Consider the following 23,240-nt stretch of genomic DNA (forward strand, 5'->3'; position numbering starts at 1 on the left):
ATCTTAAAAATTCGAATTAAAACAATATTATTATGTGACGACCAAACCATATTGTAACATTGAAAACCAGGGGTGCTTAAATCGCTTGACAAACCTCAGGCATTATTCTAGATGAAATTTTTAGTGCCAATTAAAACTAAACAGCTTCCATAATTTAAATTCCCTAACCGTAATCTTCCCTTGAGCGATTTTAAATCCCTTTAAATAAGCCAAGGCCAGATACCTATTTGCATTATTTCAAAATTTCAGGGCATAAAATTGAAGTATCTTCTTTAAACAAGGATGTACTTAAGAAAATGGCAATGAAGGTTAATTTCCTAAAGTTTTATTAAAATTATTTTGGATTATTAACATGATTTTTTCACTTTCGTGCTTAGCTAATTCAAATAATTTAACAAATGAAAACAAGATTTAATGGAATCTTAACGCTTTTACTGGCGTTACTGGTGCATTTGTCATATGCCCAAGACAAGACCATTACAGGTAATGTAACAGACCAAAATGGTCTACCACTACCTGGAGTGAATATTGTCGTTGAAGGGACGACGAATGGAACCCAATCGGATTTTGATGGTAATTATGCCATCTCAGCCAGTGAGGGTCAAACTTTATTGTTTACTTACATCGGTCAGAAGGCTGAAAGACGAGCAGTCGGTGCCGGCACAACCATTAATGTCCAGATGAGTGAAGATGCTCAGGCTTTGGAAGAGGTGGTAGTAACAGCCCAAGGTATCAAGCGTGAGAAAAAAGCTCTTGGTTATGCTGTAAGTTCTGTAGGTGAAGAAGCCTTAAAGGATCGTGCTGAGGGTGATGTTGCTAGGGTACTTGCCGGAAAAGCAGCTGGTGTACAGATTACTTCCGCTGGTGGTGCCTCTGGATCTGCAACAAATGTTGTAATTAGAGGTTTAAACTCCTTCAGTGGTAACAACCAAGCTTTATTTATTGTTGATGGGGTACCATTCAGTAATGACACCAATAATGACGGTGCCAACGGTACTGACGACTTCCTTGGCGGTAACACTGCTAGTTCAAGGTTTTTGGACATTGACCCAAACAACATAGAAAGTATTGAAGTATTAAAGGGACTTTCAGCTGCCACTCTATACGGTACGCAAGGTCGTAACGGTGTAATCTTAATTACTACCAAAGCAGGTTCTGCAACAACTGGTCCTAAGAAAACAGAGATAACTGTTAGTCAATCATTCTTCGCAAACGAAATCGCTTCAACTCCTGACTACCAAGATCAATTTGGTAATGGTTTTGACCAAGCTTTCGGATGGTTCTTCAGTAACTGGGGACCAAGTTTTGACAGGGATGGTACTGCAGGATGGGCAAATCAAGCTGCTATAGATGACGCAGGTACTTTGGCTCACCCATACTCAACTGCTTCTTCAGCAACAGGTATTCCACAGGCATTTCCTGAGTTCGCAGGAGCTCGTTACGATTGGAGACCTTACAACTCTGTTGATCAATTTTTCCGTCCAGGTAATACCTTAAATACAAATGTTAATGTAACGGGTAGTTCTGATGATGGTAATACATCTTTTAACGCAAACCTTGGTTACTATGACGATGAAGGTTTTACGCCAGGTAACAGCTTTAACAGATTAAACCTTTCTTTAGGTGGTGTAGCTAAATTGACTAATAAATTTACCATTCGTGGTACTATGAACTATGCAAAGTCGGATGTTAAGACTCCTCCGATTGCAGCAAGTAGGGGTAATGGTACTACCGGTCTATCAGTATACGGTGCAGTATTCTTTACACCTCGTAGTGTTGATTTGATGGGATTACCTTTTGAAAATCCTATTACTGGTGGTAGTGTTTACTACAGACAGAACAACAGTATCATTAATCCAAGATGGACGGCCAAAAACGTGACTAACCGTCAGATTACTAATCGTTTCTTCTGGAACCTCTCTGCAAATTATGAGTTGAATGAAAACCTTAATTTGAACTGGAGAACAGGTTTGGATTTTTACAATGAGAGAAACGTTAACAGTTCCAACAAAAACGGTGTTCAGTTCAATTCGGCGATTTTTGGTTTCTTAAATACATTTGATAATAACAATACCATTTGGGATCATTTTGCTTCTATTAATGGTAACTATGATTTATCAGAGAAATTAGGACTTTCATTCACGGCTGGTGCAACTGCAAGATCGGATTCTTTTGATAGAAATGGTGTAGCTAGTACTGGACAGTTGGTATTTGGTGTTAAGAGACATTTCAACTTCCAAAATCAGTTGCCGATACAGTTTTCTAGAAAAAGAAATATTGTTGGTTTATTAGGTCAAGCTACTTTGGACTATGATGATTTCTTATTCCTTAACGTTAGTGCACGTCAAGACTGGGTATCGAATTTCCAGAGTGCTAATAACAATATAGCTTATCCAGGTGCGAGTGTTTCATTCCTACCAACCAATGCGTTCCCAGAATTAAAATCAGAAAATGGATTGAACTTCTTGAAAATAAGAGCTAGTTATGGTACTTCTGCAAACTTTGATACTGATTCAGCATATCCTACCGTTGGTTTCACTGAGCAGACTACTCAAATTTTCAATGATCCAATCGGCGGTGGTTCAACAACTACCAACCAAGTTGCAAACTTTAGAGCAAATCCTGATTTGAAGCCTGAACTTTTGGAAGAACTTGAATTCGGTGTTGAATCAAAATTCTGGAAGAACAGAATTTCACTTGATGCGACATTCTTCTTGAGAACAACAAACGATTTGATTGTTGAAGAGCCGTTAGCACCATCAACTGGTTTCACACTTACTCAAAGTAACATTGGTGCAATTGAGAACAAAGGTTTTGAAGCTGATTTAGGTGTTGACATCTTTAGAAGTGAAAATTTCAACTGGAATTCAAGAGTGAATTTCTTTACCAATGATGTAACCGTAACAGAACTTGCTCAAGATGCGATATTCTATGCTGGTTCATTAGCAGACGGAGGTCCTCTAAACTGGGGTTCAAACGCAGCTATCGAAGGTGAATCAATTGGTACCATCGTCGGTACTGCCATCCAACGTGATGACAATGGTAATTTCATTGTTAATGCTGCTGGTAACTACCAAGTAGCTGAGCAAGATGCTGATGGTAACGTGCCAATCATTGGTGATGCTATCGCTGATTACCAAATGAACTTTATCAACTCGATTCGTTACAAGAATTGGAATTTGAATTTCCAGATTAACCATACAAAAGGTGGTGATATCATGTCAAGTACGGTTGCTACCTTATTAGGTCGTGGTCTTATTGTAGAAACTCAAAACAGATTGGATACTTATATACTTCCTGGGGTTAAAACTGATGGTTCTCCGAACAATACGCAGATTAACAACTCTCAGTATTTCTTTAGTAACCTATTGTTTGGTCCTACGGAAACAAGAATCTATGATGCTTCTGTAATTCGTTTGCAAGAGGTTTCTTTGGCATACAGTTTCCCTTCTAAATTTTTGGATAAGACCCCATTTGGTTCTTTGACATTTACTTTACAAGGTTTCAACCTTTGGTATGACGCTTACAACACTCCTGATGGTGCGAATTTTGATCCTAACGTACAGGGTGTTGGTATTGGAAATGGTCAAGGATTTGATTTCATTAACGGTCCTAGTTCAAGAAGGTACGGTTTCACAATTCGAGCATCATTCTAATAAAAAATTGATAAGAGAGAATATCATGAATAAAATATTTAAAAAATTTGCAGCGATTATTGCGGTTGGAACCGTAATAACCAGTTGCGAAACAACAGATTTGGACTTAACAGTAAGTCCGAATGAATTATCTCCGACACAATCAGACCCAAACTTGTTGCTGAATTCCATTCAATTGGCATATGCATCAAATCAGTATTTCTTGTCTGAAGATGTAGGGGAGTTGACGCGTATAGATTACTTCTTCGGAAGGAACTATTTCAACGCATTACCCGGTAGTGATTTGAATGCTACTTGGGCAAGAACCTATAGTTCCGGTGGAACTATTATTGGTGACCCTGTAAGTGTAGGTATTTTAACAAACTTGCAGACTTTGGAGCAAATCAATGCGGAGACGGATACCGATTTATCTTTTCATATTGGACTTGGTAAATTAATGTATGCGCACTCATTATTTCAATTGGTAGATATGCTTGGTGTTGCCGCTTTTTCACAAGCTGGTAATCCTGCCGAGTTTCCTGCTCCTGCTTTAGATAGTGGAGAAGAAGTATATGCTGGTGCATTCGGATTATTATCTGAAGCTGAAGCCCTTCTTTCATCTGGTCCTTCAACTAATGGCGCTACAGATATGTTTTATGGTGGTGACACTGATAAATGGATCAAGGCTATTAACTCTATTAGACTAAGGTCATACAAGAATACAGGTAATAAGTCGGCATTTGATGCAATCGTTGCTGGTGGTAACTATATTGCTGATGAGGCTGATGACTTGGAATTTTCTTATGGTACTAGTGCTTTACAGCCGGATGATAGACATCCACTTTACGCTGCTGCCTATGCACCCGCAGGTTCCGGTCCTTATCGTTCGAACTATTTGATGGATTTGATGTTGCAAAACGATGATCCAAGAATTCGTTACTACTTCTACCGTCAATCTGATGGTACTCCTGGTGCCTTGGATGTAGGTGGAAATCCAGTACCACCAAACGAAGAAACTATTTCATGTTCTTTGTTTACACCTCCTCCACATTACGCAGGTTTTGTGTACTGTAGTGTTGATAATGGATACTGGGGAAGAAGTCATGGTAACGACGAAGGTGGACCACCAGACGGATTCTTAAAAGCTGCTCCTGGTGTATACCCAACAGCTGGACGATTTGATGACAGCCAGTTCAACGAAGTTGATGCTGTAACAGGTGTGAATGTTGCGCCTGGTGTAGGTATCGGTCAAGGTGGTGGCGGAGCCGGTATTACTCCAATCATCCTTTCTTCTTATGTTGATTTTTGGATTGGTGAAATGGCCGCTTCTGATGCTGAAAGATCTGCTGCAATGAGAGCTGGATTGGAAAAATCAATCGCAAAAGTTCAAACTTTCGGAGCATTGGATTCTAGTGCTGACCTTTCGTTCGAGCCTTCAGCTGATGACGTTGAAGCTTATATCGATGGTATTGTAGCTGCTTTTGATGCTGCAACAGGTGACGATAAAGAGAACATATTCGCTGAGCAATATTTTGTAACTCTTTATGGTGGTGCTTTTGAATCTTACAATTATTATCGTAAGACAGGATTCCCTACAACGGTATTCCCTAACTGGGAACCAGATCCAGGACCATTCCCAAGAACTTATTTATTACCACAAAATGAGGTATTAAACAATCCTAACGTTACACAACGAACAGATTTGAATACACAAGTTTTTTGGGATACAAATCCAGCAAGTCCAACATTTCCACCTGCTAACTAAAATATCTTAGAAAAAATGAAGAAAATAAATTTTAAATATAGTTTGCTCTTAGTTGGAATGGTAGGATTACTATTCGCAGCTTGTGAAGACGGTGATCAGGTCATCGATGCAATTATAGATGGGGAAACCAGAGGTTCTGCCCTACGTACAATTGAAGTAACTGAAAATACAATTGAGTATGATGTACCTACCAGTACGCTTACAAGTGGTGGATTCAGTGCTACTGTAGAAGTACAAGATCAAGAGAGTGGAAATTTAACCCAATCTCTAGATGTATACGTTGGTTATAGTGATAACACTGCTGACCGTGGTTCTTCTACGATCGGCGATACTGAAGTATTAGTTCAGAGCTTCTCTTTAGGCGATGCTACTATTGGTGAATTTGGACTTCCAAGATTCACTTTTAGCACTACTGCGGCCGAAATGCAATCTGCATTAGGTCTTACAGGATCTGATATATTCGGTGGTGATGCTTTTACCATTCGTTTTGAAATTGTAAGAACAGATGGGCTTACTTTTTCAGCAGCTGATAACTCTGGTACTTTAACAGGTTCTTATTTTAGTTCTCCTTTCGAGTATACTTCTACTTTAGTATGTGCTCCAAAGCCTACTCAAGAAGGTACTTGGACTGTTGAAATGGCAGATGCTTTTGGAGACGGATGGCAACCAACTACCGGTGACGGTGGTGGTCCTGGTCTTATCGTAACATTGAGTGATGGTTCAGTTTTCGAAATTGGCCTTTGTACTCCTTACGAGGATCCAGGTTATGATTGTACTGATGGTGACAGTGCAGGAACAGCTACATTTGATGTTCCAGCTGGTCAAACAGATGCAGCAGTATTCGATTTTCAAGGTGATTTCTGGGGTGAAATATCCTTTACAATCACAACCCCTGCTGGTAACGAAGTTGCAAGCGTAGGTACTGGTACAGGTGCCGGTCCTGTTGCAATTGATTTCTGTGCAGACTAATTAGAAATATTCTATTTACATAATAAAACCACCTCTTTTGAGGTGGTTTTTTTGTTTTCTATATTAGCACTTTTACATTTCTTTTATACAATTATGTTGCAAAGCAATGCCACTGAACTTCATAAAGCTTATCTGAAACAACAATTATGAACCTTAGTCCAAATATCTTTTGGTATTGCACCCTATTCTCACTATTCATTATTTTTTGTGGTTGTAAGAACAAATCTGATTTTGATGAATCTCAAGTCAATTCAGATAAAAAAATGGAATCCAATAAAGTATTTGAAAGAATACCCTCTGAGGAAAGTAACTTACTTTTTCAAAATAACATCCAAGAAAATCTAGAAACAAAAGAGAACTTATTTAACTATGATTATTTCTACAATGGTGCTGGGGTGGGTATTGCCGACTTAAATAATGATGGTTTAAATGATATCTTTTTTTGTGGTAATCAGGTTGAGAACAAATTGTTTTTTAATAAAGGAGAATTAACGTTCGAAGATATTTCTAATGTTGCCCGCATTAACGACAACAAAACATGGTCTAACGGTGTGACATTTGTTGACATTAACAACGATGATTGGTTAGATATCTATATTTCACAGGGTGGTCCTTTTCCGCGAGAACAAAGAAAGAACTTATTATATCTGAATCAGAAGAACGGAACATTTACTGAAATCGCAGAAAATGTGGGATTGGCCGATGAAGGTGTAAGTACCCAATCCGTATTTTTTGACTACGATAATGATGGGGATCTTGATTGTTTGGTGATGAATGAAAATGAAATTTATGGTGTTGACCCTATTAACCTCTATAAAATAATCGAACAGGACACGGATGCCAGACGCTACAACAGTTCACATTTGTATCGAAACGATAATGGCAAATTTATCGAGGTAACAAAGATTGCGGGTGTAGAGCGACCAATATTCGGTCTAGGTGTTACTGTTTCAGATATCAATGAAGATGGCTGGCTAGACTTCTATATCGCAAGTGATTATTTTATTCCTGACGCAATGTTCATCAATAATCAAGATGGAACATTTACAGATAGGATTAAAGAATATACACAGCAGATATCCTTTTTTGGAATGGGAATGGACTTCGCCGACATAAATAATGACTTAAAACAAGACTTTTTCGTTCTTGATATGGCAGCTGACGACCATATTCGTTCAAAGACATTGATGGCCTCAATGAATACAGGTAGGTTCAATTATTTGATTAACACCGCTGGCTTTCACCACCAATACATGTACAATTCCTTACAACTAAGAACTGCTAAGGATAAATTCACTAATATTTCTCAGGCAACTAGTATGGCCAATTCAGATTGGAGTTGGTCAGTTTTAATGAGCGATTTTGACCATGACACCAACAAAGATATCTATGTGACCAATGGATATCGAAGATATGCTTTGGACAATGATTTGCAACTTAAAGTATATGAGTCAAAACTTAAGTATAAAGGTCAAGTACCGCTATCAGTAAAGAAACAACTTTACGAGTCAATGCCTTCTGAAAAATTACCTAATATTCTCTATCAAAACTCTGGTAATCTGAACTTTAAAAATGCTGCAAAAGAATGGGGTCTTGGTGATTATTCTTTCAGCAATGGAGCTGCACAAGGCGATCTTGACAATGATGGAGACTTAGATTTGGTTGTGAATAATATGGATGAAAACTGCTTCCTTTACAGAAATATGACTACTGAAAACGGAGGTGTCAATTATTTAAAAATTAAACCAAAAGGTCGTCTTTCAGAGTCTTTTGCAACTGTTACCATTACTTATGATGACCAATCCCAGATGAATGAAACAAGAAGGGTAAGAGGGTATCGTTCTGCACAAGAAAACATAGCTCATTTTGGTCTTGGAAATCATTCCATAGTTGATACCATAAGAGTGAAATGGCCAAGTGGTTTAGTGGAAACAAGATTTAATATCAAAGCAAATCAAACACTGGTTTTTACAGAAGAAGATGCAACAGAAAAGGTCCTCGATAAAACTGCTGATGCTATTTTCAAAGAAATCGAAAATTCCAATGTCGGACTTGATTTTGAGCATAGTGAAAATTTTTATGATGATTTTGAAAAAGAGATTTTACTACCGTACAAACAATCAACTCTAGGGCCCTTTATTGCTAGGGGTGATGTTAATGGCGATACCTTAGAAGACCTATTTGTAGGAGGTGCTTCTGGGCAAAGCAGTGCACTATTTATTCAAAATACTAACGGTTCTTTCGAAAAACGTAAGAATCAAGCTTTTGAAGACGATAGGACTTATGAAGACATGCAGTCAGTTTTCTTTGATGTAGATCTTGATGGTGACCTTGATTTATTTGTAGTTAGTGGTGGAAACGAATTTTCAAATTATTCGACTTTATATGCAGATAGACTTTATCTGAATAATGGTAAAGGCAATTTTGTCAAGGCCAATATTGATGTACTTAATTCCAACCCGAAAAGTGGCAGGTCTGTTGACTTGATTGATTATGATGAAGATGGTGATTTGGATATTTTGGTTGGAAATAGAATTATACCACAAAGTTATCCGCATTCAGCGCCTTCGACCTTATGGAAAAACGACCATGGTCAATTGGTAGATGTTACCAAAGAAATTGCGCCTGAATTATTGGATTTTGGAATTATCAATGATATCGTAGTAACCGATTTCAATTCTGATGGCAAACAAGATTTCATAGCAGTCGGGGAATGGAGCGAAATTGGATTTTTCAGAAATAACCAAGGGAAATTTGGTAAAGTTGAATTGCCAGGTCAACTTGAACAAACAAAAGGATGGTGGTATTCCATTGAAGAGACTGATATAAATAATGATAATCTACCCGATTATGTTTTGGGTAATGTTGGTTTAAACATCAAATTCAAAGCCAGTAAGAAGAAGCCTTTTAAAGTATTTGCTACTGATTTTGATGAGAATGGCACACCGGATATTGTATTAAGCAAACAATACAATGGTGAGTATGTTCCGGTAAGAGGTAGGGAATGTTCATCGCAACAGATGCCTTTTATTAAGCAAAAGTTTGAGACCTATTCTGAGTTCGCGAATGCCAATCTTGTGGATATTTATGGCGAAAAATTGAACTATGCTTATGAGGCAGAGGTCAATGAGCTTAAGTCAATTCTATTGATCAATAAAGGAAATGGAGAATTTAATAAAGTTGAATTGCCATTTGAAGCACAATTGTTCCCTGTATTAAATATGGAGTTTGAAGACTTTAATAAAGACGGAAATGAAGATGTTCTGCTTGTTGGGAACATTTATGAAACTGAAGTTGAAACACCAAGACTAGATGCATTTTCAGGGCTAATTCTACTTTCAAACGGTAAGGACAATTACCATCCCATGCCTTGGACTGAGTCAGGAATTATTCTAGATGGTAATATTAAAGACGTTTCGTTCATAAATACCAAAACGGGTTCTTTACTCTTGGCTACCCAAAATAATGGCCCATTGCTGGTACATAAACAACAATAAGTGACAATTACCGAATTAGGGGAAATAAAATTCTAAAATCGAAATATTGTCATTTTCCAATTAATAGGGATAATCAACTAATTTATCGACAAGTTAACTTTAAATATTCGCTGTTTTTGACTAAAAAAGTTAGCTTCGCAATCAAAATTTGAACAATGAAAAAAATATTAGTAGCCGCTGCGTTTTTTACTTTTTGTTTTATCAATGCCCAAACCTCAGGACAATTGGCAAATAACCAAATGTCGGCGGGTGGAGCAAATAATGATGCAGTATCATACCTTTTGGGAGATATTAAATCAGGAAATGAAAAGAGAAAAATTGAAGAAAATGATATTCAAGGTTCTGCCTATACTTCAGAAACATTTTTACCAGGAAAACTATATTACAAGGATAAGCTAGAAGGTGATGTGTTCTACCGGTATAATGCCTATATGGAAGAAATTGAAATCAAAAATGTTGATTTTCCTGGAGCACCGGTTAGAGGCCTACAAAGAGATAAAAACATTCGTGTATTAACCCCTGAAGGTAAATCATTAAGTTTTGAGACATTCATAGATAAGAAAGGTTTGACCCAAAACGGCTATCTACAAGAACTTTCAAGAGGAAAGTATACGTTGTATAAAAGAAGTGATGTAAAGTATACCCAGCCCATGAAATCTCAGAATTCCTTTGTGCCTGCCCAACCAGCGAGGTTTTCCAAGTTCGTAGAATATTACATTCAATTAGAAGGGCGTAACCGTATTGACGAACTTGAATTAAAGAAAAGTAAGTTATTGAAACTGGTGGCGGAATCTGATAGGGAAGCACTAAAAGCCCATATGAAAGAAAGAAGATTAAGTGTCAAGAATGAAAATGACATCTTGAGCATTTTGGTCTTCTTGAATAAATAACACAAGCCTTTCCTTGTTCTTTTATAACAACGAGTAAATAATTGTTGAGCTTGCAACAACCCTATTACAGACAAAGAGATTTTTTTGTAACTTAAGGAAAAATGAAAATCATGAAAAAAGTTATAGGATTACTATCCTTCTTGTTAGTTATTGGAAGCCTTAATGCACAGACATCAGGGCAAGTTGCGCAGTACACTCCTGGTGTTGGCGGTGAAACCGACGGTCTTTATCTAAATGCAATGGGTTCAATTGCGGATAAACTGGATAAATTAGACTACACTGATGATACCATTGAAGGTTCTCCCTACCAATCCAATACATTCGCCCCTGGTCAACTCTTTTATGGAGATGAGAATGTTGGCGAAATATTCTACCGCTATAACGCTTACAACGAAGAGATTGAAATCAAGCAAAAGAATACGGAAATCGAACCAATACGTGGTTTAGGCAAGGACAAGAAAATAAGACTTGTAGCCAATGGTAAGTCAATGAGTTTTAAAACGTTTGTTGACAAAAGAGGAAACACCAAAAACGGCTACATGACTTTGGTTTCGGATGGTGAATACAAGCTGTATAAACACTTAAAAGTAACTTTTAAAGAGGCTAAGAAAGCTGAAAACTCGTTGGTGAAAGGTTCACCTGCTCGATTTAGTCAATCTACCGTTTATTATTTGGAAAGTCCGGATGGTAAAAGATTAGATGAAGTTCAATTAAATAACAAAAAGCTTTTAGAATTAGTTGATAAAAGCAAACAAGAAGATTTAAAACAATATCTGAAAGAAAATAAGATTAAGGTTAACGATGTTAATGACCTAAACAAGGTGGTTAATTTTCTCAACGGATAAAAAATCAAATAGACTTTATTAAAAAAATGCAACCTTAAGGGTTGCATTTTTTTTGTCCCAACAATACATATGAAGAATTGACCATTTGATTACATTTGCGGCTATATGAAAGATGGGCAACGCATTTTTGGAATTCGGGCAATTATTGAAGCTATTGATGCCGAACAAGCAATTAATAAGGTCTATTTGCAAAAAGGCCTTCAAGGTGATTTATTTCAGCAACTTGAGGGTATGCTTAGAAAGCAAAAAATAAGTACATCTTACGTTCCAATTCAAAAACTTGACAAACTAGTACATGGTAATCACCAAGGTGCGGTGGCTTCTTTATCAAAGATTGAATTTCAAGATTTCGAAAGCACTATAGAATCAATTCTTGAACGGGAAAAATCTCCATTACTTCTGCTTCTTGACCAGGTAACAGATGTAAGAAATTTTGGAGCAATAATAAGAACCGCGGAGTGTACCGGTGTGCATGCGGTTATTGTGCCAAGAAGTGGCTCAGCACCCTTAAACGATATTGCTATAAAAACCTCAGCCGGGGCCGCATTTAACATCCCAATTATCAAAGTAGACCATCTAAAAGACGCCATTTATTATCTACAACCATCTGGAGTGGCAATTGTCGCAGCTACTGAAAAGGCGGATAAATCTGTATATGATATTGATTTTAAAAACCCGACGGCTGTTGTGATGGGTTCTGAAGAAAAAGGTATTAACCCTTCAACCTTAAAAGTGGTAGATGAAATGATGAAATTGCCTATTAAAGGTAAAATAGAATCCCTAAACGTTTCGGTAGCTTGCGGGGCAATTCTTTATGAAGTTTTGCGACAACGAATCACTTAGTCTTTTTTTGTTTGGTCTTTTTTGAATTCGTAATTAATAATGAATTCATCTTGTGAATCAGCATTCTCGATAAAATTTCCGTCCGCATCGAAATGCCGCATAAACTCATCTTCTTCTTCATTATAATCCTCTTTCTCCCAGGCAAATTTTTTCTCTTTCGGTACTGTAGTTTTCAAAAAATAAGCCATGACGAAACCTACTACAAATCCGGATAAATGCCCTTCCCAAGAAATTCCTTCTTCAATTGGGAAGATATACCAAATCATACTCCCATAAAGAAAAACTACCGCCAAAGAGAGCGCTATCAAACGAAAATGTTTGGTAAATATCCCTTTGAAAAAAATAAAACTAACCAAAACATAAATCAAGCCACTAGCACCAATGTGAAAAGATGGTCTTCCTATTATCCATGTCAAAAAACCAGAAATTAATATACCGAAGACCATTACCTTCCATGCAACACTTCTATAGAAATAAAATGTTGCAGCTGTCAGTACGACCAAAGGAATCGTGTTGTTGTACAAATGTTCTCTTGAACCATGAATAAAAGGGCTGCAAAGAACGCCTACTAAACCTCCAATCTTTCTAGGATAAACTCCATATTCATTAAAATTTACACCAAGTTTGAGCTCCAACCAATATACAACCCAAATTAAAAGCATTGAAAAAAAGGGAACGAACAGCACACTATTCGAAAACTTAAAATCTTGATTCTGTGACATCGTATAGAAATTTACCAAAATACCTGCCAAAGGCAAAAAATGGTTAAAATGTCAGTTCTAAAAATGTATACATTTACCAGATGAATGCTCCTCTAGCAGAAAGAATGCGACCAAAAACCCTAGAAGATTATATAGGGCAGCCACAACTAATTGGTAAGAAAGGAGCATTAACGGCACAAATCGAATCTGGTAATATTCCATCGATAATTTTTTGGGGGCCTCCTGGTACCGGTAAAACTACTTTAGCAGGCATCATTGCAAATCAAAGCAATCGACCATTTTTTACACTTAGTGCAATTAGCAGCGGAGTAAAGGATGTGAGGGAAGTAATTGAAAAAGCAAAACGTTCAGATGGACTTTTCACCACTCAAAACCCCATTCTTTTTATTGATGAAATTCATCGATTTAGTAAATCGCAGCAAGATTCATTGTTAGGCGCTGTTGAAAAAGGTTTGGTAACTCTCATTGGAGCAACAACTGAAAATCCAAGTTTTGAAGTAATTCCCGCACTTTTATCTCGATGTCAAGTCTATGTATTGAATTCTTTCAGCAAGGAAGATTTAGAAGCTTTACTGCGTCGGGCCATAGACCAAGACGAAGAACTGAAAAAGAAAAAAATAAACCTGAAAGAAATAGAAGGCCTACTTCGGTTATCAGGAGGTGACGGTCGTAAACTGCTGAATATTTTTGAACTTTTGGTGAATTCTGTCCAAGATTCAAAAGTAACGATCACAGACGCCTTAGTTCTAGAAAAAGTACAGAAAAACACGGTACTTTATGACAAAACCGGTGAGCAACATTACGATATAATCTCCGCGTTCATAAAATCAATTAGAGGTAGTGATCCAAATGCCGCAGTTTATTGGTTGGCCAGAATGGTCGAAGGTGGAGAGGATGTAAAGTTTATCGCCAGACGAATGCTTATTTTGGCTTCAGAAGATATTGGCAATGCCAATCCGACTGCTTTGGTATTGGCAAATGCAACTTTTCAAGCGGTGAGTACTATAGGTTATCCGGAGGCTCGTATCGTTCTCAGTCAATGCGCAACCTATCTGGCAAGCTCACCAAAGAGCAATGCAAGTTATATGGCCATAGGAGTCGCTCAAAAAATTGTGAAGGAAACTGGTGACTTAAGCGTTCCTCTCGCGATTAGAAATGCACCAACCAAACTAATGAAAGACTTGGGCTATGGCGAAGATTATGCCTACGCACATAACCATAAAAATAACTTTGTGGAAATGGAGTTCCTGCCAAAGGAAATATCCGGTACTTCCTTCTACATACCAGGAAATAATGCTCGAGAAAATGCAATGCGTGAATTTCTAAAAAAGCGCTGGAAAGATAAATACGACTTTTAAAATTTGACGTTCAGTTCACGAACGACTTTACCATTCTTACTTTCATATTCAAGGATCCATTTTCCATCCTTTTTGTAAAGGATGCCACTACTCTCATCAACACCCTTTACCAAAAAGGTATCTTGTAGAGTTGTTGGTGTCAATTCATACACAACCTTAGGACTTGTGTCCACAAGTTGGTAACCTTCGCCAACTGACTGGGCATATAAGGTCTGAATTGTTTCTTCCATTGGTTCTTTTTCTTCTTGGATGGAAACTTCTTCCTTCGTAACCTCCGAATCTTCTACTTTTTCTACAACATTGATTTGTTGTTCCTGAACATCTGTTTGTAATGGTGTTTCGTCAACCTGTTTAATGTCATTACCCATATTTATGGTAATGGTATCTTTTTTGATTTCTTTGATATCATTACCTATAGGAATCGTCACGGTCTCTTTTTGGGCTTTCTGATCAGACTGGGTAGCTGGTTCCTGATATGCATAGTTTATGGGATCCATAGAAGCTGAGGCGTCTTGTATGGCTTCCCTGTAAGATACTTCAAAGTTTTTGTCTTTACTTTTCCCTTCTTTGGATCGATAAACCTCTACCCCATCGCAATTCGTGAAAGCCAAAATTACCCTAGTGGCAAACATACCCGAATCGTCCAGCAAATCAAGATTCAAACCTAAACATCTATTATTTTTTAGTTCTTCTGGTAGATTATCACTGTAAGCAACATTCAAACCCTTTCTTGCCAATTCGTATTTGATAATGGTACTGGTCTTGAATTGGTTCTGATTTTTAAAAGCGCTAAACTTTATTGGAACCACCACATACTTATATTCATTAAACTGTGCATTGGTCGTAAATGCAATTAAAATTGCCCCAAAAACGAGTAGTAAGTCTTTTTTCATATTTATGGAAGATCAATAATCATTCCAAGATATGATATTGAGGCCAAATTGAAAAGAAGCATAATGCATACCGGCAATGTTTTGGTAACCCAAAAGATTATCCCCCAATAAATAGAGATTAACTGGTCCAAGTTGAAAATTAACTCCTAGCCCCACATTGGCAAGCGAATATTTATCTGCTGTATACGTCGTTTTCACCGCCATAAAATTGCCTATTCTTCTTTGATAGAAAGCGGTCAAGGCTGACTGGGGACCCCTTGGTCTATTTATCATAAATAGTTGGGCACCCGCTGCATTAACATAGTCTAAATCATTACTTCGTTGAGATATAGCGCTTGTAGAACATTCACAGTTCTTACTACTAAAACCACGTTCTCCCCAATTCTTTCGAATTGATGCATTTAATTTGGTTGGACGAAGGGAAAAGTAAGAATTCGTATTTGTTTCAAACGGTACCAATGTTTCTAAATCATCAACCAAATCTTGCCAAAATTCTGTGCTGGCATTATTTAAATCTTCCGGAAGTCGTATTTCAACACCTTCATTGCTAGCAGCTCCATTTAAAGTGTAGTTTTTGACGTCGTTGTTATGATAAATAAAACCAATATCCTGTAAACTTGCGGTAATGTATGTATTTGGTGAAAGCTCATGGGTAAAACCCAAATCAAAACCTAAACCAAGATTACCGCCAAATAGTGATCGACCTAAGAGCCATCTTGGTAATTCCTGGCTTTGGGCAACGTCATCATCCAATGCATCAAATAAACTTTCTACGCCAGAGGTACGCACTTCAACATCGGCAACAATGGTATTTCTTAGAATATTGTCCTGCCCCTGTGTGGTTACAAAATATCCGTCATTATTTGTTGATTTTAGTTCAAAGACACTAGAATAAATTTTGGCCCTTGCCCCTACTAGCCACTTATTGTTGATTTTTCTGTTAATTCCAAAGTGAAATACATTGACTGCTTCAATCTGAGTAGCTAAATGATTGAGTTCAAAACGCCTACCAATATTGTTTGCATTACCTTCAAAAGCCAGCCTTGCCAAGTCTTCTGGCCAATAATTTAGAAAGAATCCTTCGCCATAAACTCCAAAGGAATAGTAGTTCTTAGGATTGTTGCTTGTTCTGAACCCTGCACTGAATACTTCTATTGTTCCACCTGCGGTGATATTATCCCTAAAGTTCAAGCCATTTACTGCGTTATCACGAACCTTGGTTGTAAAATCGATTCCATCGTCAGCGAACAAATCATTGACAGCTAAACCACTTGAGCCTGCATAAAATGTGATGTTAGAAGCTACCGGCAAGCCAATATGCCATTTTTGAGGGGTCTTTACACCCGGATTTAGCATAATAGACTGCGGAATTTCGTAAAAATCGTAAAGAAGTTGCCGATTTTGCGCATGCGAATAAGCCATACTTAGTATGGCAAGCAACAGTATTTGTACGTTCTTCATTGTAATTTTACCGTGAAAGCCGCGCTAGATCTTAAGATTATTTTTGGTTCTGGTTGACTGGAGATACTTGTATCATCGCCCAGATTTGAACCATTCACCCTTATTGTTCTTGTATTCCTTAATATATCCAAACTTTTACCACCATCGCCATAGGCCACTTGAATTTCGGTAATAGGTGCTGGCTCAGGTTGTATACTGAAGAATTCAGAATCAATTGTATTGCCATTTGCATCTAAAAATTCAATTTCAAGGTCAATCTGCTTACTTGTGGAATTCTCTAATTGGTAGGTAATTACCCCATCAAGAATACGGTCCGCTACAAACGCTTCAGAAAATGCCTCGAAGGTAAAATCTTCGGTATAAAATGCCCCTGAACCAGCCAAATTGATGACCTCTTCCGTTGATTCGAAATAAAAAATACTGGATGCCAATGTCGGTTCAACTTCCAAATCATCGGCTTGACTGAAGTTAACATCTTCGGTACAGGCATTTAAAATGAATGCCATCGCCAAAACAGAAAATATGTATTTAAAAAACTTTGGAAGCATTCGGGCTTTTTGTTAATAACAGTTAAGCAACAAACTACCCTACTATAACTTTATAAAAAGTCTTTTATTTCGTTCAAATCGGATATTGTAATTGAAAAATCCTGATTTTCTTTTTTAAACTGATTATAGTGTATCGCATGCATACCAACCGACCGTGCTCCTAGTACATCAGCTTCTAAATCGTCACCTATCATAACACTATTTTCAGGGGAAACATTTGCCGACGCCAAGGCCAATTCAAAAATTTTGGGATTTGGTTTTTTAACACCTGCCTGCTCCGAATCCATAACAACCTGGAAAAAATCGTCAATTCCCGAATTTTTGAGCTTATTGCCCTGAATTTCATGAAAACCATTGGTGATGATATGCAATCTATACTTTGGCCTTAGGTAATTCAAAATAGACATGGCGTTTGGTAATGTATGTCTGAATGTTGACAGTACTTTGATATAGGCATCTGCCAGTGCATATATGGTATTGTCGTCAATGGTATGTCCCAATTCATCAAATGTGACCTTCAAGCGCTCGTATCGCAGGCGTTCTTTTGTAATACGCTCTTCACGATAAAGCTTCCAGTATTCCCTATTAAGCGGAACATAAACCTTCAAGAATTCAGTAATAGGAACCCTTACAGAATTCTCGGTTAAAATGCGTTCAAAGGTTAGTTTAGAATTGTGCTCAAAATCCCACAATGTGTGGTCTAAATCAAAGAAAACATCTGTAATCCCCTTAAACATAATATCTCTTCAATAGGTTTTCATATAATTCAAGCCAGTGAAAATTATGTTTGCTACCAAAAAGTTCATTTGAAAATACCATCGTTAATGTTCCGTTTAGGGTTTTCACCTCTTTGTAGATTTCATCAAGTTCATCAAAAACCTCTTGTTGCTTCTTTAATTTCAGAAGACTATAATCATACATCACAAACGGATGTACCCTCAAGGGTTGTTGCATTTCTAAATTAATGTCATAAAAATAAAATGGTGTGCAAGTTCCAGCCCTAAAACCAATTGTGTGTGAATAACCCATACTATATTCATCCTTGAATTCTGCAGAAACCAAATTTCTGTACGATATGGGAATTGCAACTTTATTATAGCGTAACCGAACAGCCTCGACGGGTCTATTTATCAAAGAACTTAATCCGTTTTTTTCATCTTTTAAAATCGACAAATCCAGCGCTGATTGAAATGAGGCACTCAACGATACCAGACTATAGTCACCAACCCATTTTATTAAATACCTAAACTTGTTTTTATATATGGAGACGTTTTTATCATGATGCCCATATTTGGCAAATTGAAAAAAGAAGTGTCCCTTTATCTTAAACCGCTTGTGCAATTGCATAAGCAGGTCAAAATTATCGTAAGGGTCCTTTTTTGGATTGAACCATGTTTTTATCCGCTTTGCCAACCTTCGTAACCTTAACCTGGTAAGATCTAGAAAAACACCACCAATGTTTCTAATAAATCCTTTATAGGCAAATGCATGCGAAACGGTAACGTTAATAAGGGGGGCAAATCTATATTTTCTTGGTTCACGTTTAAGTTCAGGAAATCTTTCTTGAAGAATCTTTAAAAATTTATGGGCCCAAATATCAACCAAGGGCCTTTTAATAAGACCTTCACGAAAAAGCCAACTTGTCTTAGAAGGAAACCTACCTAAATCATCTTTTACGTGCGGTAGGTATTCTTCATACCTGCTCAATAGGTAAAAACTTGCCGAGAAAATATCAAAGGGAATACTGCTCTCCTCTCCTGTTGCAAAATAACAGGGTACCCCTTCCCAATCTGAAACCTTTATCTGTATGTCATTAATACCCTGCTCAAACAATAGGTCATTCGAGCGAATGAAAAGCTCTTTTTGTAAAGGTTGTTTGGTATAGGTTATTTTGGCACCACTATGTTTTATAAAATCCTCCACTTTGGTGGTGAACGTATGTTCGATGCCCAACAACTCACCAAAAATATGGTGCATGGTATAACGGAAACGACTGGTTATTTTATGGGTATAGATAAGTAACATCAGTGGTTAATTTCCAAAAACACAAAGTACAAAAACCAAAGCTCTAAAACGGAAATTAGAAATTTTCATTAACCATTTTCTTTAAATAATACCTTCGTCTGCGAAGCTAAAATATGCCTTTTGGGTAATTATCAAATGGTCAAGCACTTTGATGTCAAGTACTTCGGCCGCGGTTTTAAGTTTATGTGTTAGTTGCTTATCTGCTTGACTTGGTTTTAGAGCACTTGAAGGATGGTTGTGCGCCAGAATCAATCCTACAGCACCGTGTTCCAGTGCTTGTTTCATTACCAAACGCACATCTACCAAAGTACCTGTTATGCCTCCTTTACTGAGTTGTTCCTTAAATAGTATTTTGTTGGAATTGTTTAAATAAATTATCCAAAATTCTTCGTGCGGCAGTTCCCCTAGAATAGGCTGTAGTAGCTCAAAAGCATCCCTACTGCTTGATATTTTCTTGACATTTGCAATCTCTTCACCTCTTCTTCTACGGCCAACTTCAAGCGCTGCTGCTATACCAATCGCCTTTGCTTCGCCTATGCCCTTGAATTTCATGAGTTGGTTAATAGATAGTTTGCCAAGCTCATTTAGGTTGTTGCCAACTGATGCAAGAATACGCTTGCTCAATTGTACTGCACTTTCATCACGATTGCCAGAACCAATTAAAATCGCAATTAATTCTGCATCGGACAGCACCGCCCTACCCTTGTGTAATAACTTTTCTCTTGGCCTATCGTCGTTGGCCCAGTTTTTAATGGAAAGTTTGGAATGGTTTTCTTCCATTTTCTAAAGATAAGCGGATTGAATGATTTTCAGTTCTTTAGGTGAATTTGTAATTTGAAGAAAATAACAAGCTTACCATGAAATCAATATTCGAGCAAAAGACCTATGAAGAAATTCTAAATCGTCTCCATACTATAAACGCAGAAAACACACCTAACTGGGGTAAAATGAATGCCGGTCAAATGATGCGGCATTGTCAGTTTCCATTTGAGACCGCTTTGGGCAAAAAACAACTGGACAAACCAAACTTTCTGATGCGACTCTTAATGAAGTCTTTCAAAAAAAGTATGTATAATGACAAGGAATGGCGCAAAAACCAACCAACTCCAAAAGCATTTCAAGTAAGTGACCAACAAGATTTTGATAAGGAAAAACAAAATTTACTTGGCTTGATAAATGAGTTTTACGCTACTAGAGATGTTAAAGAAAGGGAAGCTCATCCTGCGTTCGGACATTTTACGTATAATCAATGGGGACAAATGCAATACAAACATCTTGACCATCACCTTAGACAATTTGGTGCTTAATCAGTTTGCCAAATCCTCTTCATCATTCTCAACAACCTGCTGTTCTATTCTTGCACGCGTATCATTTATACTCCGTTCCTCTTCCATAACAATATTCGAAACCCCAATCATAATGGCCATTAGTACCATAGTCAAAAGTTGCTTAATGGCGTTTAGAAAATTTTTATTTGAAGGTTTGAAAGACACGAAACTAGCAGTACAAAATGTGTGCCTTCCGTTCTTATCTGACAAAAGTTCAGATACTTAAGAAAAAAAGGTCGTCAGCTTTACCATATCCAAACCACCGTAATTTCCGGAACTCATCAGTAATAATGCGGTTTCATTAAAATTTCTTGAAAAGAGGAACTCTTGAAATTCTGTTGGATTGGTGTATATCTTTAAATTCTTGTGTTTAAAGGCATCTCTGATTTGTTCAGTTGTAACCTCTTTCAGGCGTTTGATTTTTACTGCTTCAGGTGAATAAAAAACCACTGCCTCATCTGCAGCTTCTAATGTACCCTGATACTCATTCAAAAAAACTGCATTTAAACTGCTATAGGTATGCAATTCCAAACAAGCTAATAATTTCTTGTTAGGATATTGTTCTTTTAAGGCCTTGGTCGTTGCACTAACCTTGCTGGGTGAATGGGCAAAATCCTTAAAAGCTACATTCGCTTTACCTTGTGCCAGTTTTTCCATTCGTTTACTTGCACCTTTAAAAGTTGAAATGGCTTCGTAGAAATCGACTTCGTCAACACCCATTTGTTGGCAAATCCATTTTGCCCCCATGAGATTGTTCAAATTATGCCTACCAAACACTTCCAAGGGCATAAGACCGTCTTCGGTCTCTAAATAGGTAATTCCATTGTCCACAGAATATGATGGCGTTTCATAAGAAAATTTTCGAATTGTATTTTCAGAAGCCTCGACTACCTTTTTAACTTCGGCATCTTCTTGATTATAAGTTATACTGCCACCTTTCACAATTCCATCAACAAAGATTTTGAATTGTTCAACATAGTTTTCATAGGTAGGAAAGACATTGATGTGATCCCAGGCTATACCACTCAGTAAGGCGATATTTGGTCTATACAAATGAAATTTTGGCCTTCTATCAATTGGAGAACTTAAATACTCATCGCCTTCCAAAACCATAAAGTCATTTTCATCGGTTAGATGTACCATTCTATCAAAACCATCAAGCTGTGCACCAACCATATAATCAACTTGAATATCACAATATTCAAGAACATGTAAAATCATCGAAGTAATCGTGGTTTTACCATGACTACCCCCGATGACTACCCTAGTTTTGTTCTTGGATTGCTCATAAAGAAATTCAGGATAGGAATATATTTTCAATCCCAACTCCTGAGCTTTTGATAATTCAGGGTTATCGGGTTTGGCGTGCATGCCAAGGATTACGGCATCTAACTCAGAATTTATTTTTTCAGGAAACCAACCAAACTCTTCGGGCAGTAGGCCTTTAGCAGCTAATCGACTCTTCGAAGGGTCAAAAATAATATCGTCGCTTCCCGTAACGGTATAACCTTTGTACTCCAATGCCAACGCCAAATTGTGCATTGCGGCACCACCAATTGCTATAAAATGAATTTTCATTTTTATGAATTATCGCCCAAAGATAGTTTTAAAAATTACTACCTTTTTTCTGTGAACGAGAACATCGAAATATTTGAAACAGCTTTTGTTACTGCTGATTTTCGAGCATTTAATCCAGAATTGAGCAAAGATACCTTTGCCCATTTATGGCCAAGTAAACGTACCCAAGACTATAGAAACGAATATGTAACCAGCGTTTCTGAATACGAACCTTTGGCACATTGCCTTCGCAATCGCTTTTTTCTAGATAGGATTTCCTCCCTTTTTAATTCAGGTGAAATTGACCTACTAATCAATTTTGGTTGCGGATTTAGCATGTACCCATTTCTGCTTTCTGGAGATATGGAACATATCGAAATAGACATGCCCAACTCCATTTTATATAAGAGGGAAAAAGTTACAGAGTGGATAAGAAATGGCAAATTACCAAATCGTAAGTTGCACTTTATTGAAGCTAATTTTAATACCGAATATGAGGAAAGCCTGCTACAAAAAATCTCTTCAATTAAGCAAAATAAAAAGTCATTTATTCTCCTAGAAGGGGTATTGTTCTTTATTGATAGTAATGATACAAATCGACTTTTTCAGTTGTTCTCGAAAATTCAAAAACAAGGTGAGTTTGTTGGTAGCGTATCATTTCAAAAGGAAATTGAAGAAAGGAGTGCATTTAAGAGGCTCGCAACTTTCACAGAAGAACGTTTAAATGCCAATGAAAAATTTGAATATCAAACCCTTGAAGACGCTTACTATTCCAATTTGGAAGGTTATGATTTAATTGAACATGAAGACACCTTTAGTTTAAAAGATAAATATGTTCCAGAAGTAACTGTTACAAAACAAGATGTTCTTGATGAACATATGTATATTTTAAAAAGAATCTAAA

The 23,240-nt window shown here is 37.2% G+C and carries 19 protein-coding genes; 10 read left to right on the forward strand and 9 right to left on the reverse strand.

From position 1 onward, the window contains the following. The first annotated feature begins 398 nt into the window (after window positions 1–398). The 7 genes from HCU67_RS14855 to rlmB all read left to right on the forward strand — a co-directional run bounded on the left by HCU67_RS14855 (window position 399) and on the right by rlmB (window position 12,444). The gene (locus HCU67_RS14855; RefSeq protein WP_168553374.1) at window positions 399–3,656 is read left to right on the forward strand and encodes a SusC/RagA family TonB-linked outer membrane protein; all 3,258 of its coding nucleotides are present in this window, start codon (window positions 399–401) and stop codon (window positions 3,654–3,656) included. A gap of 25 nt (window positions 3,657–3,681) precedes the next feature. Then, entirely contained in the window at window positions 3,682–5,400 is a 1,719-nt protein-coding gene (locus tag HCU67_RS14860; protein WP_168553375.1) for a SusD/RagB family nutrient-binding outer membrane lipoprotein, read from the forward strand. Window positions 5,401–5,415: 15 nt separating this feature from the next. Continuing rightward, window positions 5,416–6,369 carry a hypothetical protein gene (locus HCU67_RS14865; protein WP_168553376.1) on the forward strand — a complete coding sequence of 318 codons (954 nt, stop codon included), beginning with the start codon at window positions 5,416–5,418 and terminating at the stop codon, window positions 6,367–6,369. Between the two features lie 146 nt (window positions 6,370–6,515). Then, window positions 6,516–9,866, forward strand: a complete 3,351-nt coding sequence (locus HCU67_RS14870; protein ID WP_168553377.1) for a VCBS repeat-containing protein — start codon at window positions 6,516–6,518, stop codon at window positions 9,864–9,866. Window positions 9,867–10,021: 155 nt separating this feature from the next. Next, window positions 10,022–10,756: a hypothetical protein gene (locus HCU67_RS14875; protein ID WP_168553378.1), complete on the forward strand. Its 735-nt coding sequence runs from the start codon at window positions 10,022–10,024 to the stop codon at window positions 10,754–10,756. Window positions 10,757–10,866: 110 nt separating this feature from the next. After that, window positions 10,867–11,601, forward strand: coding sequence for a hypothetical protein (locus HCU67_RS14880; protein WP_168553379.1), 735 nt, complete (start codon window positions 10,867–10,869; stop codon window positions 11,599–11,601). Window positions 11,602–11,706: 105 nt separating this feature from the next. Beyond that, window positions 11,707–12,444, forward strand: a complete 738-nt coding sequence (rlmB, locus tag HCU67_RS14885) for a 23S rRNA (guanosine(2251)-2'-O)-methyltransferase RlmB (RefSeq protein WP_168553380.1) — start codon at window positions 11,707–11,709, stop codon at window positions 12,442–12,444. On the opposite strand, the gene HCU67_RS14890 is transcribed toward rlmB, so the two are convergent. Continuing rightward, on the reverse strand, window positions 12,441–13,166 hold the full coding sequence (locus tag HCU67_RS14890; RefSeq protein ID WP_168553381.1) for a rhomboid family intramembrane serine protease: 726 nt from the start codon (window positions 13,164–13,166) through the stop codon (window positions 12,441–12,443). The genes rlmB and HCU67_RS14890 overlap by 4 nt on opposite strands. An 80-nt stretch (window positions 13,167–13,246) precedes the next feature. Here HCU67_RS14890 and HCU67_RS14895 point away from each other — a divergent pair, with 80 nt between their 5' ends. Further along, the gene (locus tag HCU67_RS14895; RefSeq protein ID WP_168553382.1) at window positions 13,247–14,524 is read left to right on the forward strand and encodes a replication-associated recombination protein A; all 1,278 of its coding nucleotides are present in this window, start codon (window positions 13,247–13,249) and stop codon (window positions 14,522–14,524) included. On the opposite strand, the gene HCU67_RS14900 is transcribed toward HCU67_RS14895, so the two are convergent. The 6 genes from HCU67_RS14900 to radC all read right to left on the reverse strand — a co-directional run bounded on the left by HCU67_RS14900 (window position 14,521) and on the right by radC (window position 20,231). Beyond that, window positions 14,521–15,417 (reverse strand): hypothetical protein, encoded by an 897-nt coding sequence (locus tag HCU67_RS14900; protein ID WP_168553383.1) that lies wholly within the window; start codon window positions 15,415–15,417, stop codon window positions 14,521–14,523. The genes HCU67_RS14895 and HCU67_RS14900 overlap by 4 nt on opposite strands. A 12-nt stretch (window positions 15,418–15,429) precedes the next feature. Next, window positions 15,430–16,878 carry a DUF5723 family protein gene (locus tag HCU67_RS14905; RefSeq protein ID WP_168553384.1) on the reverse strand — a complete coding sequence of 483 codons (1,449 nt, stop codon included), beginning with the start codon at window positions 16,876–16,878 and terminating at the stop codon, window positions 15,430–15,432. Then, entirely contained in the window at window positions 16,875–17,384 is a 510-nt protein-coding gene (locus HCU67_RS14910; protein ID WP_246865793.1) for a hypothetical protein, read from the reverse strand. The genes HCU67_RS14905 and HCU67_RS14910 overlap by 4 nt, the downstream gene beginning before the upstream one ends. Window positions 17,385–17,476: 92 nt before the next feature. Continuing rightward, complete coding sequence (locus tag HCU67_RS14915) at window positions 17,477–18,163, reverse strand: YjjG family noncanonical pyrimidine nucleotidase (RefSeq protein WP_168553386.1); 687 nt, start codon at window positions 18,161–18,163, stop codon at window positions 17,477–17,479. Next, window positions 18,156–19,451, reverse strand: coding sequence for a polysaccharide deacetylase family protein (locus tag HCU67_RS14920; RefSeq protein WP_168553387.1), 1,296 nt, complete (start codon window positions 19,449–19,451; stop codon window positions 18,156–18,158). Before HCU67_RS14920 ends, HCU67_RS14915 begins: the two co-directional genes overlap by 8 nt. Window positions 19,452–19,532: 81 nt before the next feature. Then, window positions 19,533–20,231 (reverse strand): RadC family protein, encoded by a 699-nt coding sequence (gene radC / locus HCU67_RS14925; protein WP_168553388.1) that lies wholly within the window; start codon window positions 20,229–20,231, stop codon window positions 19,533–19,535. Between the two features lie 77 nt (window positions 20,232–20,308). Here radC and HCU67_RS14930 point away from each other — a divergent pair, with 77 nt between their 5' ends. Then, on the forward strand, window positions 20,309–20,758 hold the full coding sequence (locus tag HCU67_RS14930; protein WP_168553389.1) for a DUF1569 domain-containing protein: 450 nt from the start codon (window positions 20,309–20,311) through the stop codon (window positions 20,756–20,758). Here the strand turns inward: HCU67_RS14930 and HCU67_RS16545 are convergent, their stop codons facing one another. Both HCU67_RS16545 and HCU67_RS14935 read right to left on the reverse strand, forming a co-directional pair. Continuing rightward, complete coding sequence (locus HCU67_RS16545) at window positions 20,759–20,989, reverse strand: hypothetical protein (protein ID WP_210423722.1); 231 nt, start codon at window positions 20,987–20,989, stop codon at window positions 20,759–20,761. A gap of 12 nt (window positions 20,990–21,001) precedes the next feature. Further along, the gene (locus HCU67_RS14935) at window positions 21,002–22,357 is read right to left on the reverse strand and encodes a UDP-N-acetylmuramate--L-alanine ligase (protein WP_168553390.1); all 1,356 of its coding nucleotides are present in this window, start codon (window positions 22,355–22,357) and stop codon (window positions 21,002–21,004) included. On the opposite strand from HCU67_RS14935, the gene HCU67_RS14940 reads away from it, so the two are divergent. Further along, window positions 22,346–23,239 carry a class I SAM-dependent methyltransferase gene (locus HCU67_RS14940; RefSeq protein WP_168553391.1) on the forward strand — a complete coding sequence of 298 codons (894 nt, stop codon included), beginning with the start codon at window positions 22,346–22,348 and terminating at the stop codon, window positions 23,237–23,239. The genes HCU67_RS14935 and HCU67_RS14940 overlap by 12 nt on opposite strands. Window position 23,240: the final 1 nt, after the last annotated feature.

Source organism: Croceivirga thetidis, from assembly GCF_012272815.1.
Lineage (GTDB): Bacteria > Bacteroidota > Bacteroidia > Flavobacteriales > Flavobacteriaceae > Croceivirga > Croceivirga thetidis.

What these genes read in the sequence shown, in the direction of transcription:
- HCU67_RS14855 (WP_168553374.1), top strand. Translation starts at nt 399, where the DNA reads ATGAAAACAAGATTTAATGGAATCTTAACGCTTTTACTGGCGTTACTG.
- HCU67_RS14860 (WP_168553375.1), top strand. Translation starts at nt 3,682, where the DNA reads ATGAATAAAATATTTAAAAAATTTGCAGCGATTATTGCGGTTGGAACC.
- HCU67_RS14865 (WP_168553376.1), top strand. Translation starts at nt 5,416, where the DNA reads ATGAAGAAAATAAATTTTAAATATAGTTTGCTCTTAGTTGGAATGGTA.
- HCU67_RS14870 (WP_168553377.1), top strand. Translation starts at nt 6,516, where the DNA reads ATGAACCTTAGTCCAAATATCTTTTGGTATTGCACCCTATTCTCACTA.
- HCU67_RS14875 (WP_168553378.1), top strand. Translation starts at nt 10,022, where the DNA reads ATGAAAAAAATATTAGTAGCCGCTGCGTTTTTTACTTTTTGTTTTATC.
- HCU67_RS14880 (WP_168553379.1), top strand. Translation starts at nt 10,867, where the DNA reads ATGAAAAAAGTTATAGGATTACTATCCTTCTTGTTAGTTATTGGAAGC.
- rlmB (WP_168553380.1), top strand. Translation starts at nt 11,707, where the DNA reads ATGAAAGATGGGCAACGCATTTTTGGAATTCGGGCAATTATTGAAGCT.
- HCU67_RS14890 (WP_168553381.1), bottom strand. Translation starts at nt 13,166, where the DNA reads ATGTCACAGAATCAAGATTTTAAGTTTTCGAATAGTGTGCTGTTCGTT.
- HCU67_RS14895 (WP_168553382.1), top strand. Translation starts at nt 13,247, where the DNA reads ATGAATGCTCCTCTAGCAGAAAGAATGCGACCAAAAACCCTAGAAGAT.
- HCU67_RS14900 (WP_168553383.1), bottom strand. Translation starts at nt 15,417, where the DNA reads ATGAAAAAAGACTTACTACTCGTTTTTGGGGCAATTTTAATTGCATTT.
- HCU67_RS14905 (WP_168553384.1), bottom strand. Translation starts at nt 16,878, where the DNA reads ATGAAGAACGTACAAATACTGTTGCTTGCCATACTAAGTATGGCTTAT.
- HCU67_RS14910 (WP_246865793.1), bottom strand. Translation starts at nt 17,384, where the DNA reads ATGGCATTCATTTTAAATGCCTGTACCGAAGATGTTAACTTCAGTCAA.
- HCU67_RS14915 (WP_168553386.1), bottom strand. Translation starts at nt 18,163, where the DNA reads ATGTTTAAGGGGATTACAGATGTTTTCTTTGATTTAGACCACACATTG.
- HCU67_RS14920 (WP_168553387.1), bottom strand. Translation starts at nt 19,451, where the DNA reads ATGTTACTTATCTATACCCATAAAATAACCAGTCGTTTCCGTTATACC.
- radC (WP_168553388.1), bottom strand. Translation starts at nt 20,231, where the DNA reads ATGGAAGAAAACCATTCCAAACTTTCCATTAAAAACTGGGCCAACGAC.
- HCU67_RS14930 (WP_168553389.1), top strand. Translation starts at nt 20,309, where the DNA reads ATGAAATCAATATTCGAGCAAAAGACCTATGAAGAAATTCTAAATCGT.
- HCU67_RS14940 (WP_168553391.1), top strand. Translation starts at nt 22,346, where the DNA reads ATGAATTTTCATTTTTATGAATTATCGCCCAAAGATAGTTTTAAAAAT.
- HCU67_RS14935 (WP_168553390.1), bottom strand. Translation starts at nt 22,357, where the DNA reads ATGAAAATTCATTTTATAGCAATTGGTGGTGCCGCAATGCACAATTTG.